We start from the raw sequence: 17,452 nt of genomic DNA on the forward strand, positions 1-17,452 counted from the left end.
TTTTTGCAATCTCTTTTTGTTATACCTTAAAAACCGGCGATCTCGCTGCAGTTACATCTCAATCGCGTCATGGAGTGAATCCCGCAATTATATTGACGGAAAGTAATCCGGTTTGAATGGATTACCTTCCGTCTATGACGTTCTACTTTTTCGACAACTCGAATGAATCAAACAACTGCCCATTCAGCTTGTAGCTCGAAAAATACAGTTTATTTTCGGTCAGCTTGATCACCTGATACAATTGCGTCTGTGACGTTGCAACTTCCATCCAGCGTTCAGAATCAGATTCATACATCTTAGGCCCCGCTACAGACAGGAGATAGACAGGTCGCTTTTTACCCAGACCGCCACGAGCGTAGGTATGATCGTGGCCCTGAAGGACCAAATCGACACCATATTTCTCGAAAATAGGTTTGAAACGTTCTCTCAAGATGGTATTGTCACGATTTTTTGCCGTAGAGTATACGGGATGGTGCATGACAACAATATTCCATTTTTTTGGTGATGAAGACAACACTTTCTCCAACCACTTTTCCTGTATCGCTGCTGCAGTAGAGTCGAGCATAATCAATTGAGAATTTAGGGAAATCATACGTAGATCCTGATAATCGAGGTAGTAAACAGCATCTTGCATACCCTCAGGGCCATTCCTTGGCAAGTTGAACTGTACTTTCCAATGCGGGTCAAGTACAAGCTTCCCAAGCGAGTCGCGACGGTACTCGTGATTACCCGGTGTTGGAACAGCAGGGATCATCTGATGAATAAATCCTGCGGCCTCATGCCATTCTGCCCACTCCTCGTCTGCATTCGAACGATTGATCAGATCGCCCGCGTGAACAATAAAGCGTGCATTCGCTTCCTGCTGGAAAGCACGCCGAATGGCACGTGCCCAGCGTGAACGTAAGTCGTTCTGTGCATCACCCAAATAGATAAATGAAAACGCGCCTGAACGCTCCGCAGTCCTAAATTGGTTCCAGGCACTCCAATTGCTGCCATCTCCAACGCGATAGGCATAAACTGTACCGGGTTTCAGGTCACGGAAGGTTACCTGTCCATAAGCATCCTCTTGCTGTCCTCGCTCGAGCGGTAGCGCTGTTCCATTTATTGTGATCGCGTTTTTTTCAAGTTCTGGATTGCTCTGTTCTTCAGCAATCTGACCAATTATTTTGGTCCTATCCGCATTGATCCGCCAAGAAACAGACTGCGTACTGCTGGGCTCATCGGACCAGGTCAACGTAATCCGATCAGGTTGTTTGTCTTTATTATCCGTCTGGCTTTTCCCTTCCAATAAAGCACAGCACAGTACTACAGCAAGAAAAATATGTTTGATTTTCATTGTGATATTGATTTTATAAGCGATTTGAGAACTCTATTTAATAACTTTTAATTACTAATTACCAGGGCTTGTTTGTTCCTTGCAATAACCAAGGTTTTGACCAGGCACTATTTTCATTGTCTGCCTGTGAATACGCTGTCTTTTCAATACGTTTCAAGGCCTCCTCGGCATTTTTTTGATTCACACTCATTTCGGTTTGCATATAAGGTACACGAACAGGAAGCTGTGTACGAATGGCTGCGGGGCCGGCCTTTAAAGCGGGGTACCCTGTGCGACGATAATCAAACCAGGACTGTGCGGCAGTTGACCAACTAGCGATCCATTTTTGTTCAATGATCTGCACTTGCGTATTTTCAAACGCCACACCTTTCTGGCGGATATAGTTGGAATAGTCTGCGCCCTTTCCCCAGCTTGCCAAAGATTCCTGTATAGCACGCTCATAATAGGTCTTGGCTGACTCAGGCAGCCCCCATCCTTTCCAGGCTGCTTCAGCCAAAATAAAATTAACTTCGGCAGCAGAAAGCAAGCGTGCTTTTAACAAACTTCCCTTCGCCGAACGATAGCTATCATTCAGGTAAGAAACATGCGGATTGATCGAGGTTTGCCCCGGTGTTGGATTGAGGTTGTAGGCCGAAGGGTTTTTAGATACACTTGGCGGCAGTCCAACATACTCCTTATCGGTATCCACCGGAACGCCTTTGACGACATCTGGCGATACAATCCGAACACCATTAACGATCTTATCTGTACCTGCGGGCTCGTTACTGCGGATCTCAATGGGTATGTCTACCTTTCTTGCCCAAACCGCCAAACGAGGGTCGCCAAGTTCCTGTAGCCGGTCGACCAGTGTTGCACACATTTTCATTCGTCTAAAATTACTTCCACTGGCATCATACACCGTATTTGACGGCCAGGAGTCATTTGCATTATTTCCAACAAAATCCATCAATACATCATCAGTGGTACTCGTAATAATTGGAAATTTATCGGGATTGGCAACAATACTTTCAATCCCCTGTTTGGCAAAGTCAGCAGACTTTGCTGAAATGCGCATATAATACCGTAATGCCAAAGAATTGGCAAAACGACGCCATTTGGAAGCCTTTCCGCCAAAGTAAACATCCGCATTCGCCAGCACCTCATAAGAACCATCGGGGCGGGATAGAAGTTCATTGGCTTGTTTCAACTCGTCGATAATTCCCTTATAGATTATTTCCTGACTATCGTATTTCGGAAAATTATATACAGCATCTCCCAGTTCCGCTTTTAAGGCATCGGTATAAGGAGCGTCTCCCCAGAGATCAGTCACCAATCCGAATAAGTAAGCGCGCATCACCAGCGAAACTCCCTTATGGAAATCTAGCCCCAATTTCTCCGCACGTTTACGCATAAGCTCATTGTCACGTAGAAAACCATAATAGGCATCCCAGCTCAGAATCCCTCCTGTCCATTCGTAGTCATTATGTGAATTGAACCATGCATCAAATTGGGTGTGCTGCATAACTCCGCCAAGATCTGAGAAACTCAATTCGTTGTATTTTTTCGCTGTTCCTGTCAATATCGTCGGCAATAACAGATTGGGGTTGGCATCTTCCTCACTTACACCGTTCGGATTGATATTAAGTTCGGTCAGATCTTTACAAGCTGAAATATTCCATACCATCCCAAGGCCTACTACAGCCATGGTGAATCTCTTCAACTGATTTTTCATTTATGTCGTATATTAAAATGTCACATTTACTTTAAATCCAATAGGCATTGACCAAGGGGTAACGTTGTAGCGCTCAATCCCCTGTTTAAATCCAACACCAGTTTCTGGCTGGAAGGCCATTTCCGGATCTATACCTACTTTTGCTTTGGTCCATAAGATCAGGTTACGGGTATAGACTCCCACACTGCCATTCTCTATTCCGAGACGTTTCAGCCATTTTCCTGATAAATCATAGCTAAAGGATAATTCCCGAAGCTTGATAAAAGAAGCATCAAATGTCGCCGCATTCATAAAATCCCAAGGGTAATTGTCTGAATAAGCGATATATTTTGTTCCTTCACCACCAAGATTCTCTGTATAACCTGTGATATTACCTTTATCATCATATTGTGCGATAACACCTGGATTAAACACCCCGAAATTGCCAACAAGACCACCCACACTGATCGGATAACCACCATACTCTTCGCCTGGTCCTCCAACAATGGGATAACGATTGCCCTGCACGCGAACAAGATCGTTATCGACCAAGTAATTGCGCAGCGTTTCGCCTGTCATCCCATTGGGATTGATCATCTGATCAAGAAAACGTTGCGTGGTTAGATTCGATTCGAAATAGCGATAGGTCTGCGACATAAATTTCCCGCCAAAACGCATATCCGCAGCAATATTCATCGTCCATTTTTTATAGCGAAGACTTGACTGTAATCCCATCGTGAAATCGGGATTGAAGTTTCCGATTTTGTTTCGGCTATTATTGATCCGTACAGCCTGCCAAGAACCATTTTTATTGAGAATAGGAAAACCATAATACGGCGACGATTGATCCTCCACGGTCACTAACTTGGAATCGTACAGATCCCCGATCTCTTCCCCGACATAGGTACGTGCCCCACCCCGACCGTCGGTCCAAAAGGTATAGAATTCTACACCATCAGAAAGCTCATCGATACGGGTACGATTGCGATGCCAATTGACACCAACGTCCCAGGACCAATTTTCCTTGGCAATAGGTCGCCCGGAAACAGCAAGTTCAATACCGCGGCTGCTTAACAGTCCGGCGTTGATATTTTTAGAATTGAAACCACTTGATCCGGGAAGTGTTGTTGAAATAATTTGGTTTCTGTTCTCCAGCTTATAGTAGGTTCCTTCAAACTTCAGTCGATTATTCCACATGCCCAGATCCAAGCCAAATTCGTAAGATGTTGCAATTTCGGGCTTCAGATTAGGAACCAAGAGTGACCCCGAACGTGTTAGCCGCAATACATCACCCCAGCTACCTGGATTACTCAGTACATTGGAGAGATTATAGGGATAAGTATCATTTCCCACGCGCGCAATACCCGCTCTCAGTTTTGCCAAATTGATCGTTTTAGGCAGAGAAAACACCTGGTTAGCTAGCACACTTAGGGATGCCGAAGGATAGAAATAGGACCGATTGTTCACTGGTAAGGTGCTGGACCAGTCGTTGCGTCCAGTCACATCTAAATAAACCATATCCCTGTAACTTAGATTGATCAGTCCGTAAACACTGTTTATGGCTCTTTCAGAAATTGTACTGTAGAAATCCAAATTTAATGGACTGATATTGGCCAATGTGTAGAGTCCCGGCGTGATTAATCCAGCGCCATTCTTTGAGGTATTTTGCACGGATTTACCACGATTATACCGCAAATTTCCACCCAGTGATCCTGTGATCTGAAAGTCGCTCATCTTCTTTGTATATGCCGTCAGAAAGTCGATATTCTGTTCCATATTCATCAGATTAACAATCCCATAAGCACCTCTGGGTTCGTTCGTATAACTGTAAGGGATTTTTGTTTCCCTATTTTCCCAATAAATATCCGTTGCGTACCGTATCATGGCCGTCCAATCTTTTTTGATGGTCCAATCTAACCGTAAGTTTCCAAAGACGCGGTCTCTTGTAAAAGCATTATTCACTCCATAAGCAAGGAAATACGGGTTATTGTGGTTGCCAATAGACTGTGAACGCTGTTGGATCTGCTCCTGCCCTGGCAACCAATAATCCTGCAATTCCAGAATATTGATGTGAGGTGCAACTTCATAGGCCGCTTGCATCGGATTGGTTCCCCGATTTCCTGCAGGTCTATTGCTGGAGTTATTTCTGCTGGCATCTAGCGAAAGCCCCAATGTCAAACTATTGCGAAGGCGCATGGTCGAATTGATATTCAAGGTGTTTCTGAACAGATCCGAATTGGGGATAATACCCTTATTGGCCATATTGGAATACGAGAAACGATAGTCCAATTTTTCGCTTCTGTTGCTGAGGGAAATCCCATTGGTACTTGTGACCCCGGTCTGGACAAAGTTTTTAATGTTATTTGGGTACGCTTTTAGTTCCGTAGGAATGGGCTTACCGTTCTCGTCAAGTGGACTATTCCATTGGACAGCTTTATACCCCTTATCCAGTGCAGGGCCTACCATAACACTAGACTCCTCCTCAATAACTAAATTGCCGGGCAGGTCGCCTGGTCGCCATGGCAAGGTACCGCTTGCAAATTTGTTATGCAATTCAATAAATTTATACGGGATATCAAATACTGTGTTACTAGTCACAGCAATGGTCATCTTCTCCGCATTCTTACCACTTTTGGTTGTGATCAGCACTACACCATTACCTGCACGTGAGCCGTAAAGCGCAGCTGCACTTGGCCCCTTCAAGATGGAAATATTTTCAATATCTTCGGGATTGATATTGGCAATTGCATTACCATAATCCACTTTGTTGTCGTCACCGATCTGACCAACATTATTTAAACTATTCATCAAGGGCACTCCATCTACGACAAATAGCGGCTGGTTGTCTGTACTTAGCGATGATGCCCCCCGAATCACCATATTCACGCTGGAACCGGTGGGTCCTGTAGAACTAATCGAAACCCCGGGTACTCTACCTGCCATACTAACCAGAAAGTTATCATTATTGACCCGATTGATATCCTCGCCCTTAATTTTACCGACAGCATAACCAAGGGAACGATCCTGTCGTTTGATGCCCAATGCAGTCACGACCACTTCATCCAATTCGTTGTCATCTTCGTTTAAGACCACCTGACGTATACCTGCTGTGTTGGCATCGAGCTTGAGATCGTTCAACTCTTTTTTTTCATAGCCAACATGGCTTATCAGTACATCATATACGCCGGCAGCTAATCGAATAGTCACTTCACCTTTGGCATTTGACAAGGCGCTCTGTCCAGTCAGTGGAATATGTACAGAAGCTCCCCCAATAGGCTGTTTTGTACGATCGACAAGCTGCAATTTCAAATCATAAGACTCTTGTTTACCCGTATTTTTTACAAGGACAATACCCCCTGACACTCTTTTTGACTTAATGTTGGTCCCGTTCAGGATATAGGCAAGGACTTCCTCGAAGCTCGCATTCTGGAATTTTTTTTCGGCAATTAAAATCCGATCTAATTGGAGCATACTCCGATCGTAGCCGATCGCTTGACCTGTTTGTTTTGACAACTGCAGTACCGCCTGCGCGGCGTTACCACTAGACAAATGAATATTGATATTATCCCAGTAAGTGCGATTGATCTTTTCCAATCCCTCAGCATGGCTATTGGTTACAGCACAAGAGACCATAGCGCAGATGGCAAGCTTTGTCGCAAGGCCGGTAAGCTTAATTATTTTATACATATATTTGTATGAATGTTTTAAACATGAATATTCAGGTGCTCACTGGTCGATTTAGCGGTTTGCCAGCTGAGCACTTTTCTTGGGCAGATAAATTATGCTGTTCTACCCCCTACAGCTTATTTGTATAAGATTATTTCATTTTTCTCCCTCCTAAATTTGATTTGATGAATATTGCAAACGATATTCAGCACCTGGTCTAATGACTGTACATGTGGTATCATAAGCGAATAATTGAATGGATCTGTATTCAGATTTTCGGTAAGCAACACAACACCGAAGCGGTTATAGATTATTTCTTTCAGTTCCTTGAAGCTGATGTTATTCAATTGCATACCACCTTGTGTCCAAAGGCTGATGTAAGCTGGATCGCTATCGAAAGTTTTAAAATCATTTTTAACTACGCTATACCGGACGGCCTTACCTGCTGTAAGGATATGGTTTGCTCCATTTTTTGCATTTAGAACACTCACCCGCCCAGTTTTAACTTCGACCGTCACATGTTTAGTAGACATCGAATTGTTGACGTTGAATGATGTTCCTAGGACTGCAACAGAAACGCTACCTGTTTCTATCTCAAATGGGTGTAAAGTATCCCGTCTGACCCGAAAGAATGCTTCCCCTCGATCTAAAAAGAATTTTCTATTTGATGCAAAATTCTTACGATCGTAGCGGATACGTGTATTTCCGTTTAAAAAAATAGATGTGCCATCAGGTAACTGAATTTCTTTCAATTCGCCCGCATTCGTAACCGTTTCCGTCAGTAATGCGACCGCTTCTGTCCGCTTCCGAGAAAGCGACATCGGGTTGTGCTGTAGAAATAGCAGACTGATGCCTCCTAGGACCAAAATAGCCGCTGCTGCTGAAAGCCAAGAGAATTTTCTGACCGGTATGTTGGCCACCTTCTTTGCCCTCGCAGGTGCTTCAGCTATTCCTACACGAATAAATAATTCTTGTTTGATTTTTTCCCGATGATTTGCATCGCTAAAGGGATTAATATCATCGTTTGAAATAGACTCGTACCAGTCGTCAACATGACCTTTTTCCTCCTCAGTCAATTTTCCTCCGAGATAATCTGTTATGATAAGTTTAAAGCGTTCTAAATTCACCTGCATTAATTTTTATACTAATACAGATCAAAACGGGCAAAGTACTTTAATTAAATATGTTCTTTATATTAAATAATCATAAAGGAGATAGCTTCCTGCGAGCAATAAAAATACAGAATCGTGGTCCGCAAACCTTCTTGTCAATTCGTACCGCATAATCTTTTTGGCCTCTGACAGGTAGTTCTTAACGGTCTGTTCAGCCAGATTGAGTTCCTTGGCAATTTGTGTTATTGAATAATTGTCAGAACGCATTAAGTAGACTGCTTTCATCAATCTAGGTAATTTGTCTATCGAATCATCCACAATAGCCTCCAGCGCCTTATACCTGGCAAAGGCCTGGCTATCCAAATTGGAAAAAGCGTCCATACGTTCCATTGATTTCTCCAAGACCTGTTTTCGTACACGCTCCGAGGCGTAGTAATTCAGTATTTTGTTTTTGAGGGCTTTGTGGAAATAGAATTTTATATCGGAGTATTCAGTACTCACGAGCGATCGTTTTTCCCAGATATGGATAAATACTTCCTGCACAAGATCCTTAGCCTGATCCTCTTCCCGAAGATGACGAAAAGCGACGGTGTATAGATCCTCCCAATACCGCTCAAAGAAATGGGCAAAGGCAATGGGGTCACCTTCTTTAAAACGCAACACATAGTGGCTATCTACATTGGCTTCGGTAGTTTTCACCTAACAAAGATAGGTTCGTCAGATTATCAAAATGTTAATTTTTCGGGAAGCTTTTATTTGAATACGCTCTATTATTTGAATGAACTGCGCTACTCAAATGAACTGCGCCATTTGAATAGACTCCGCTTAGTCTTTGTAAAAAACCATCCCAGGAATTGTTAATAAACATGTTAACTTTCTAGTATAGAGCAGATCTTTTGTTAAAAACGTAGCGGACGTCCTATTTTTTTACAATTAGGCATTTAGGACAAAAACAGTTCAGCTAAAATGTTAACAACAATGTTAATTAACTTGTAATCAGCAACCTTTATGTTAATAACTACTTATCAGTAAAACCTATAAAATTTCATGTAATGACATGTGAATTTAAGTTGAATCATACATATTCGCGGCGTGAAAAACAAAAAATTAGGTAAAAGCTAAGGGTAAATTGAAAGTCGGCTGTCATAAAGATAAAAACTAATCTTTTATGAAACTATCGCCAATCTTACTTATTGGATTATCGCTTCAAGCAGGGTTTACATTCGCCCAGCAACCAGCAGCGCCAAAGCAAAAAAATCAGGTTGTGACCGAAACTGTCAAAGGAACCGTGATAGATAAAAATACCAGATTACCGCTTACAGGTGCCACAATTGTCATTTCATCCAGTGATGGAACAAAGTCTGTAAGTACAGACGCACAGGGCATATTTCGGCTGCAGCAAGTTCCGGTTGGGCGTCAACAGCTTCAAGTTCGCATGGCCGGATATAAACCAGAAGAATTTACGGAATTACTTATCACCAGTGGACGGGAGAATATGGTCAATGTGGAAATGGAGCCGCAAATAAATGCATTAACTGAAGCTGTCGTCTATGCCAATGCCGGAAAACAACCGCTCAACCAGATGGCAATGACGAGTGGGCGCTCTTTTTCGCCGGAAGAGACCAACCGCTATGCTGGCGCCTTTTTTGATCCCGCCCGTATGGCACAGAGTTTTCCAGGTGTTGCTGCCGGCGGCGATGACAATGAAATTATTGTTCGCGGAAATTCCCCCAAAAGCTTGCAGTGGCGGCTTGAAGGTATCGAAATTGTAAATCCCAATCATTTTGGAGCCGAAGGCACTGCAGGTGGCGGTATCAGTATGCTCAATACCATGGTATTGGGAAAATCTGATTTCTATACCGGTGGACTTGCCGCGGAATACAGCAATGCAACAGCGGGTGTTTTTGATCTTAGGTTCCGTAAAGGTAATACCGACAAACGCGAATACACATTCAACGTCGGAGTACTGGGCGTAGGAGCAACGTTAGAAGGGCCTTTCAAAAAAGGAAGTGACGCTTCCTATTTGATTAGTTACCGCTATTCTTCATTGAGTCTACTGGAAAAAGTAGGTGTAAAAGTTTCAGACACTGGCGTCCCAAAATATCAGGACCTTTCTTTTAATTTTGTATTTCCCACAAAAAAAGCCGGAACCTTTTCCTTATTCGGTATAGGCGGTTTGGGGAAACTTCAACAAACTGCCGAGCGTAATTACGAAAAATGGGACGAACGAACAGACGCCCAAGATCTAAACTTAAAGTTCAACGCGGGGAGTGCTGGACTAAAACATCAATACATTGCAAACGACAGATTATATTTCACCAATATTGTTTCCATGTCCCTTAGCCGTAATTCCAATAGCACTGATACATTAACACGGGACTATGTTTCCAGCCTCTATCACAAGGACAAATTTACGAATACGGCTCTTCGCTATGCGGGTACGCTAAACTATCGCGCCAACAGTAAAAACACGATTAGAGCGGGCTTAAATGCAAGTTTATTACACTATGACCTCTATGCGCTGTCCTACGACACCGAGCTAGCAGCATTGAAAGAGCGGATTAATGAGACTGGGAATACAAGTACTTATGATGCTTTTGCACAGTTAAAAACAGTTTTGAACGACAAACTAACGCTAAATACAGGAGTACATGCAAATTACTTCGCCTTGAGCAAGAGCTGGTCTATCGAGCCAAGGCTTGGCCTAAACTGGCGTGTAGCCGCAGATCAAACGATATCTTTTGGGACTGGTCTATATAACCGACTGGAGCCCTTGGTCTACTATTTTGCCAAAAGTAGCGATCAAACAAGCCTAGAGCCAAACAAGCCTCTTTCGCCAACGAAATCCGCTCAGGCTGTTATTGGCTATGAAAAGAACCTAAGCAGAACACTCCGGTTTAAGACAGAAATCTATTATCAGCATCTTTATGATGTCCCAGTATCTACAGATTCCGACATCAACTTCTCCTTACTCAATGTATCGGATATTGCAGCCATTGGTACATCAAACTACCGTCAGCTTATCAATAAAGGAACCGGCAAAAATTACGGCATTGAGCTAACGCTTGAGAAGTCGTTAAGTAAGGGGTATTACTTCATGGCAACGACCTCCTTCTTTGATTCTAAATTCAAAGCACGCAATGGCAAAGAATACAACACCACATTCAATACGCGTTATGTAGGAAATTTATTGATGGGGAAAGAATGGACCGTGGGAAAGAGTAAAAATAATCTGTTCGGTCTTAATGCCAAATTAATTTATGCCGGAGGAAGAAAGTACTCTCCTGTTCTGGAAGAAGAATCGCTTCGTTTAGACGAAGAAGTTATTGATCAAGATCGCATCAATACCCTGACTGCCGATCCCTACGTACGTGTTGATTTCTCATCGAGCTATCGGGTTAACCGCAAAAAAGTAAGCCATCTTTTTATTTTGGATATTCAGAATCTCCTTAATAGAGAAAACACTGTGGGTATGCACTACAATTTCAGCAAACGTATCATTGAACCTCAAAAATGGACTGGTATCATTCCGACCATTAACTACCGGATTGAATTCTAATGCCCAATAGTAGCAAGTACAACGGAAAGATTTATTTCCAATCGTTTGTCTCCAGACACTAGGCGCTGAAGACAAACGATTGGATTGATGAGACGAGCTCATGCTTCCAACAACACGCTTATTTATTCACTGTTTTTAAGTTACTAAAACCGATAGCCAACTGAAATACCCAAGGAGCGATTACGTATAGCATTCCCGGATTTATAATCCCCCCATTTGGATTCTAAATTGGCAATTCCTTTCTGAAATTCTATGCCGACAAGATAATGTTCCCTAAAAAGATAGTTTACTTTTGCACGAGCGCCATAATCAAAAGGTCTCCCAAGTGTATAATCCCCATACTCACCTTCACTCGAATCATTTTTGAACTTGATATCTCCCTTGTTATCAATTGCAATATCGTCTAGGTAAACAGATTCCGAAGTTTTCCATTTCCCGCCCAATCCATAACCGATATAAGGGCCTATACCGACCTCCAACTTACCTGTACCGATCGTAGCATTAAAGACAACATCGATAGGCATTTCGATATAAGACGTATTCGCTTTAAAATCTTTACCCCAGCCTATAAAACTCCCATCTTTTCGTTTAAAGCCCCGTTTAGCAAATACAAATGCGGGTTCTAAAGAGAAATTCTCACTGAGGCGTAATGTGGGACCGAGTCCCAAATACAGGCCTCCAACCGCGGCCGTGTTGGCCTTATCGCCCGCTTTATTTTTAGCATCCACATTTGAAAAGGCGACTCCGGCTTTTACATTCCATTTTGTCTGTGCATAGCCAGCATATGCTCCAAGTGATAGACACAACAATAACGCGGTTTTTTTGATATTCATCATACGAAAAGAAATAGGTTTACATAATTTCCTTATTAAACGACAATCGCTTACAGACGCTACACTGACCTTTGAATTATTGATCCAAATACTCCCAGCAGGCATACCTTTCTAAACAGATTTTAACCAAAAATCTTTCGGTTTTTAGGCAGGCTGTTACGAAAACGATTGCGAGAAAACGTCCTTATTGTTCTCTATCAATACTGTAAATTCACTTCACAGAAAATTCATTTTTCAGACCAATTAAATCTAAAAGCCTATGATCAAGATCAAGAACACATCCGTTTCGACGAATCGTTGGATGTATCCGGCAATACCATTATCCTGCTTGTTGGTCGTATCTAGCCTGACAACACAAGCGACTCCATTTGCACCTGTTAAAACAAACAGCAAGCTTTCACTGGCCATGCTGCAGACAACCATTCGGGGTAAGGTTGTAGACAAAGATGGCAAAGGCATCGCCAATGTCACCGTTCAGATTAAAGGAACGAATCTAGCAACATCGACCAATGCAAGTGGTTCATTTGAAATCAAAAGTCAACAGAACGACGCAACATTGGTTTTCACGAGCATCGGTTATAAGAGTATCGAAACGAAGGCACAAGCTGGCAGCCCGCTTACGATCACCTTGGAGAATGAGTCCAAGGGACTCGACGAGGTTGTTGTTGTCGGTTTTGGTACACAGAAAAAAGAAAATGTAACCGGTTCGGTCTCTTCCATCCAGATGTCCGAGGTTGTGGAAAGCAGACCTGTAACCTCCTTGTCAGCTGGTCTAGCTGGACAGGCGCCGGGATTATATGTTAATCAGGGCTCAGGCAGACCGGGCAGTGATGGGGGAACACTACGTGTTCGTGGACAGGGAACACTCAATAATGCCAATCCACTTGTCGTGATCGACGGTGTTATTGGCGACATGAACTTGATCAACCCACAAGATGTCGAAAGCATATCGGTTTTAAAAGATGCTGCTTCAGCGTCAATTTATGGTTCAAGAGCCGCAAATGGTGTTATCCTCATTACAACGAAAAAGGGTAAATCGGAGCAATTTAAAGTTATTTACAACAATTATTTCTCGAGTCAAAAACCATCCAATACCATTGGAATGGTTTCCAACTATGCCAACTATATGGAGCTGATCAATGAAGGCTATCGCAATGGCGATCCAAATGCTAAGCCCATATTTTCGCAGGAAAAAATTGACCTTTGGCGCCAGGACGCAGGACAGGATCCATTGAAATATCCCAATACGGACTGGGTTTCGGACCTTTTCCAGAACAAAATCAGCCAAAACCACAACCTTTCCTTTACCGGAGGTAGTGACAAAATCAAGTTCTTTGGTTCCTACGGCCTCCTCAATAACCCTGGAATCATCGAACAAGCAACCTATAAACGTCATACCGGACGTATCAATCTAGAAGCTGATGTAAAACCTTGGTTAACGTTGGGAGCCAATATCAATGGTGTCGTTTCCAAAACAGATATAGGCACCAATATCATCGATGATGTATTTACTTTTGCCGCAGCAAGTACTCCGGGAATGGTCCTGCGTGCTCCAGATGGAAGATTTGGTTCGCCAAACAATCCGGAAGATGACCCACAGTCTAACAACGTGCTACACCGCCTTTATGCACAGAAAGGTAACATCAACAAAAACCGTTTCGTGTCGCGCTTCTACGGAAAACTGAAACCCGTCGAGGGACTTTCCATCGAAGGATCGTACACCTATACCTATGACGATGATTTCGTCTACTCTCAACCCGTGTTCAATGACCGGTGGAACTTTTTGACAAATACAATTGCCTCAGCGGGTACAGGCCGTTCGTCGGTAACTAACGAATCAATCAAATCCTACCGCTATTACATGGATGGAATTGCCAAATATAAAAACAAGCTCTTTGAGAAACTGAACTATGAAGTCATGGTGGGTGCCAGCCAGGAGTATTTTAAAGATGGTTGGTTTGCGGCATCCAAACTCGACCTTGTAGATCCATCCCTGACCGTTCTGAATGCGGCGACTATGGATGCCTCCGCTTCTGGCAATATCACCGATTGGGCTATGCGTTCGTTTTTTGGCCGGATCAACCTATCCTGGGATGACAAATATTTGTTGGAAGCCAATCTACGGACAGACGGTTCATCTCGTTTTATGAGCGGAAAAAGCAGATGGGGAACATTTCCATCCGCTTCCTTTGGCTGGAAAGTTTCCTCAGAAGACTTTTATGACATCAAATGGATGCCTAGCTTGAAATTCCGTGCATCATATGGCGCCTTGGGTAACAATGGAACCTCCGATGAGTCTTTCCGCAAAAACGCCAACATCAACAATTATGAATATCAAGCGCTTTATAATCCAACAAACTATGTGTTAAACAACCAGCTCTATGTAGGTTTTGCGCAGACCGTATTGAGTAATGCGCTTCTGACTTGGGAAAACACTTATATCCTGAATGCTGGTTTAGATTTTGACCTTTTCGATTACAAACTAGGGGGCTCGATCGATGTCTTCAACAAAGTAACCGACAACATCTTAATCAACCTGCCCGCTCCCCTTGTCGTTGGAAATGCGACAATACCACGCACCAATGCGGCCAAAGTACGCAATAATGGTGTCGAGCTGAATTTGACTTACCGCGATAAAATTGGCGATAATTTTAAATTCAACATTGGCGGCAACTTTACCTTTATTGACAATAAAGTGGTCAAATTTAAAGGCAATGACAAGTCTATCAGTGGTTCCAATTTACTTCAGGAAGGTTATGCCATTAATACCCAATATATCCTGTTGACCGACCGCATATTACAGACAGATGCTGATATGCAGCTCGTGCAACAGATGATCGATAATGCGCCAATCGATCCGAATACCAATCAAAAAGTCAATCCATTCGCATCCTATGGTACACCTAAAAAAGGGGATCTCTTGTATAAAGACACCAATGGCGACGGCGTCATCAACGACAATGACCGGGTTCCGGTAGGTCATGGTACGGCGCCACGGATGACCTATGGTTTTAACATGGGATTCGATTATAAAGGATTTGATTTCTCGGTCTTCTTGCAAGGTAATGCAGGCAACAAAGTCGTGTGGACGGATGGTTATTACACACCCACTGTTCGCTGGGGCTATCAAATCAATCAGGAAATTGCTGATGGCCGATGGACTGAAGGTGCAACAGATGCAAAATTCCCGCGATTGTTGCCTTATACCGATACAAGAAACACCAAAAACAGTGATTTCTGGTTACAGAACAAGGCATTTATCCGCGTAAAAAATATCCAGCTGGGCTATACAATTCCGAACGATATCACCAAGCGGATACAGGTGCAAAACCTACGCGTATTTGCATCGCTGGAAAATTTTTGGACCATTACCAAATATAAAGGTTTCGATCCGGAGATCAGCGGTACCAACTATCCAACAATGAAACAGGCTGTTTTTGGTGTGAGTTTATCCTTTTAAGGAGAAAGGTGTGCGACAGAGGATATGTTCCCGACCTGTAACAGATAAATTATGAACAAAAGTTGAAAAGAGCTTTTAATTAATTAAACCTCATGAAAAAGATTTCACTACTCATAGCCGGATGCATTGCTTTATCATCTTGTTATAAGCTTGACACGACACCATATAGTCAGGTAAGTGCTAGCACATTCTGGCAAAATGAAGACCAGGCCTTAGCTGGCGTACTGGGCTGTTATAATGACTTAAAAAAAGAAGCCACCTTCGGCTTACAATTTTCTTACGATGGACTTACCGATATTGGCCTGGGCTATGATCCTCCGGGCTTGGGCGAGGTGATCAGCGGAACGTTCACCGACCGTTCATCTATTATTGTGGATAGATGGCAAGCAGGCTACGATCTGATCCAACGCTGTAATCATGCAATCGCGCATATCCAGCCCATGACCATAGACAAGGCCAAACAGGAGGGCTTTATTGCGGAAGCAAAGTTCTTACGTGCGCTGATGTACTTCCAGCTCACCAATCTATATGGCGCCTTGCCGATATACGATGAAACTGTCGATTTAAACAAAGATTTCGCTGATCTTAAAAATAGTCGCTCTTCGGTAGAAGATGTCAATAAGTTTATCCTCAATGACCTGAACTATGCAATTGAGAAATTGCCGGTAAGCTATGATGCAAAGTATTATGGAAGAATCACTAAAGGTGCAGCGTATGCTTTAAGAGGGAAAGTAGCCCTTTACAATAAAGATTGGGCTGGAGCAATCCGGGATTTTGAAGAGATTGTTTACAACAAGACCAACACGTATGGCTATAGTTTAAACACAAGCTACTCGGCCTTATTCACCATGGATGGTGATCAATCGCCGGAGATGATTTTTGCCATTCAGAATATGGGTGGTACGGGTTTCCCTTATGGTATGCCCATGGCCTTCTATATGGGAACGCGTTCAACCTTTGGTAGCGACTGGAACAACTGTATGCCGAGCACACGCCTTGCAGACCGTTACGAAAACCGCGATGGAAGCCCCTTTAACTGGAATGATTATTTCCCCAACTATGCAACGGATAATGCGGTCAAAAAACAGGCGATGGAGTCTACGCAATCTGGAGGCACGCTTACCAAAGTACCAGATACAGCAAAACTGCGTCAGATCTATGCCAATCGCGATCCTCGGATGAATCAAACCTTGATCGTACCATATTCGCATTACTTAGGATGGAATGCCAACAAAGAAAGAGATATGCAGCTGATATTGGCAACCGGTGTAAACGAAAACTTTGGTCAGATCCGCAACAATCGGGGTTGGTACACCTATCTATGGCGGAAATTTGTTCCTGAAGGAAACCTAAAAGGCGCCATTACCGATCGTGCACATACACCGATCAATTTCCCTATCATACGCTTGGGCGATGTACTTTTGATGCTTTCCGAAGCGTACAACGAGTCCAATCAATTGGATAAAGCGATTACTGAGCTTAACAAAGTACGTACACGCTCTAAAATGCCCGCACTAAATAGTGGCAGCTCATTTTTGGTTGTCGGTAACAAAGCAGATATGAGTAAACGTATCCAGCACGAACGGGCCGTAGAACTAGCAGGTGAAGGATGGCGTTATTTTGATCTTAAGCGCTGGAACCTCTTAGAAAGCGTCTCCAAAGACTACATCGAAAAAAGTATTACTGGAGACAATCTCGTCACCCGGGGTTACCAAAGCCGTCATAAGCTTTGGCCAATACCAGGGCAAGAGATTGAAATGAACCCGGCATTACTACCACAAAATCAAGATTGGTAA

Annotated in this window: 9 protein-coding genes; 3 read left to right on the plus strand and 6 right to left on the minus strand. The window is 43.1% G+C overall.

Going from position 1 to position 17,452, the window contains the following annotated elements:
- Nucleotides 1-142 precede the first annotated feature (142 nt).
- The 5 genes from DTA23_RS03425 to DTA23_RS03445 form a co-directional block, all read right to left on the minus strand.
- Nucleotides 143-1,336 carry a purple acid phosphatase family protein gene (locus DTA23_RS03425; RefSeq protein ID WP_070563487.1) on the minus strand — a complete coding sequence of 398 codons (1,194 nt, stop codon included), beginning with the start codon at nucleotides 1,334-1,336 and terminating at the stop codon, nucleotides 143-145.
- A gap of 58 nt (nucleotides 1,337-1,394) precedes the next feature.
- Nucleotides 1,395-3,047, minus strand: coding sequence for a SusD/RagB family nutrient-binding outer membrane lipoprotein (locus tag DTA23_RS03430; RefSeq protein ID WP_070563461.1), 1,653 nt, complete (start codon nucleotides 3,045-3,047; stop codon nucleotides 1,395-1,397).
- Between the two features lie 12 nt (nucleotides 3,048-3,059).
- A complete protein-coding gene (locus DTA23_RS03435; RefSeq protein WP_070563458.1) occupies nucleotides 3,060-6,713 on the minus strand; it encodes a SusC/RagA family TonB-linked outer membrane protein in 3,654 nt (1,217 codons plus the stop codon).
- Nucleotides 6,714-6,829: 116 nt separating this feature from the next.
- On the minus strand, nucleotides 6,830-7,819 hold the full coding sequence (locus DTA23_RS03440; protein WP_158638904.1) for a FecR family protein: 990 nt from the start codon (nucleotides 7,817-7,819) through the stop codon (nucleotides 6,830-6,832).
- A gap of 63 nt (nucleotides 7,820-7,882) precedes the next feature.
- Nucleotides 7,883-8,503 carry an RNA polymerase sigma factor gene (locus tag DTA23_RS03445; protein ID WP_070563451.1) on the minus strand — a complete coding sequence of 207 codons (621 nt, stop codon included), beginning with the start codon at nucleotides 8,501-8,503 and terminating at the stop codon, nucleotides 7,883-7,885.
- A gap of 469 nt (nucleotides 8,504-8,972) precedes the next feature.
- Between DTA23_RS03445 and DTA23_RS03450 the strand changes: the two genes are divergently transcribed.
- Complete coding sequence (locus DTA23_RS03450; protein WP_083295839.1) at nucleotides 8,973-11,363, plus strand: TonB-dependent receptor; 2,391 nt, start codon at nucleotides 8,973-8,975, stop codon at nucleotides 11,361-11,363.
- Nucleotides 11,364-11,506: 143 nt separating this feature from the next.
- On the opposite strand, the gene DTA23_RS03455 is transcribed toward DTA23_RS03450, so the two are convergent.
- The gene (locus tag DTA23_RS03455; RefSeq protein WP_172462309.1) at nucleotides 11,507-12,199 is read right to left on the minus strand and encodes an outer membrane beta-barrel protein; all 693 of its coding nucleotides are present in this window, start codon (nucleotides 12,197-12,199) and stop codon (nucleotides 11,507-11,509) included.
- Between the two features lie 256 nt (nucleotides 12,200-12,455).
- On the opposite strand from DTA23_RS03455, the gene DTA23_RS03460 reads away from it, so the two are divergent.
- Nucleotides 12,456-15,656, plus strand: coding sequence for a SusC/RagA family TonB-linked outer membrane protein (locus tag DTA23_RS03460; RefSeq protein ID WP_112373834.1), 3,201 nt, complete (start codon nucleotides 12,456-12,458; stop codon nucleotides 15,654-15,656).
- Between the two features lie 92 nt (nucleotides 15,657-15,748).
- Nucleotides 15,749-17,452 (plus strand): RagB/SusD family nutrient uptake outer membrane protein, encoded by a 1,704-nt coding sequence (locus DTA23_RS03465; RefSeq protein WP_112373835.1) that lies wholly within the window; start codon nucleotides 15,749-15,751, stop codon nucleotides 17,450-17,452.

It is taken from the genome of Sphingobacterium multivorum (assembly GCF_900457465.1).
GTDB lineage: Bacteria > Bacteroidota > Bacteroidia > Sphingobacteriales > Sphingobacteriaceae > Sphingobacterium > Sphingobacterium multivorum.

Bases quoted from the DNA above. Each gene is read 5' to 3' on its own strand.
- DTA23_RS03425 (WP_070563487.1), bottom strand. From the start codon at position 1,336: ATGAAAATCAAACATATTTTTCTTGCTGTAGTACTGTGCTGTGCTTTA.
- DTA23_RS03430 (WP_070563461.1), bottom strand. From the start codon at position 3,047: ATGAAAAATCAGTTGAAGAGATTCACCATGGCTGTAGTAGGCCTTGGG.
- DTA23_RS03435 (WP_070563458.1), bottom strand. From the start codon at position 6,713: ATGTATAAAATAATTAAGCTTACCGGCCTTGCGACAAAGCTTGCCATC.
- DTA23_RS03450 (WP_083295839.1), top strand. From the start codon at position 8,973: ATGAAACTATCGCCAATCTTACTTATTGGATTATCGCTTCAAGCAGGG.
- DTA23_RS03455 (WP_172462309.1), bottom strand. From the start codon at position 12,199: ATGATGAATATCAAAAAAACCGCGTTATTGTTGTGTCTATCACTTGGA.
- DTA23_RS03460 (WP_112373834.1), top strand. From the start codon at position 12,456: ATGATCAAGATCAAGAACACATCCGTTTCGACGAATCGTTGGATGTAT.
- DTA23_RS03465 (WP_112373835.1), top strand. From the start codon at position 15,749: ATGAAAAAGATTTCACTACTCATAGCCGGATGCATTGCTTTATCATCT.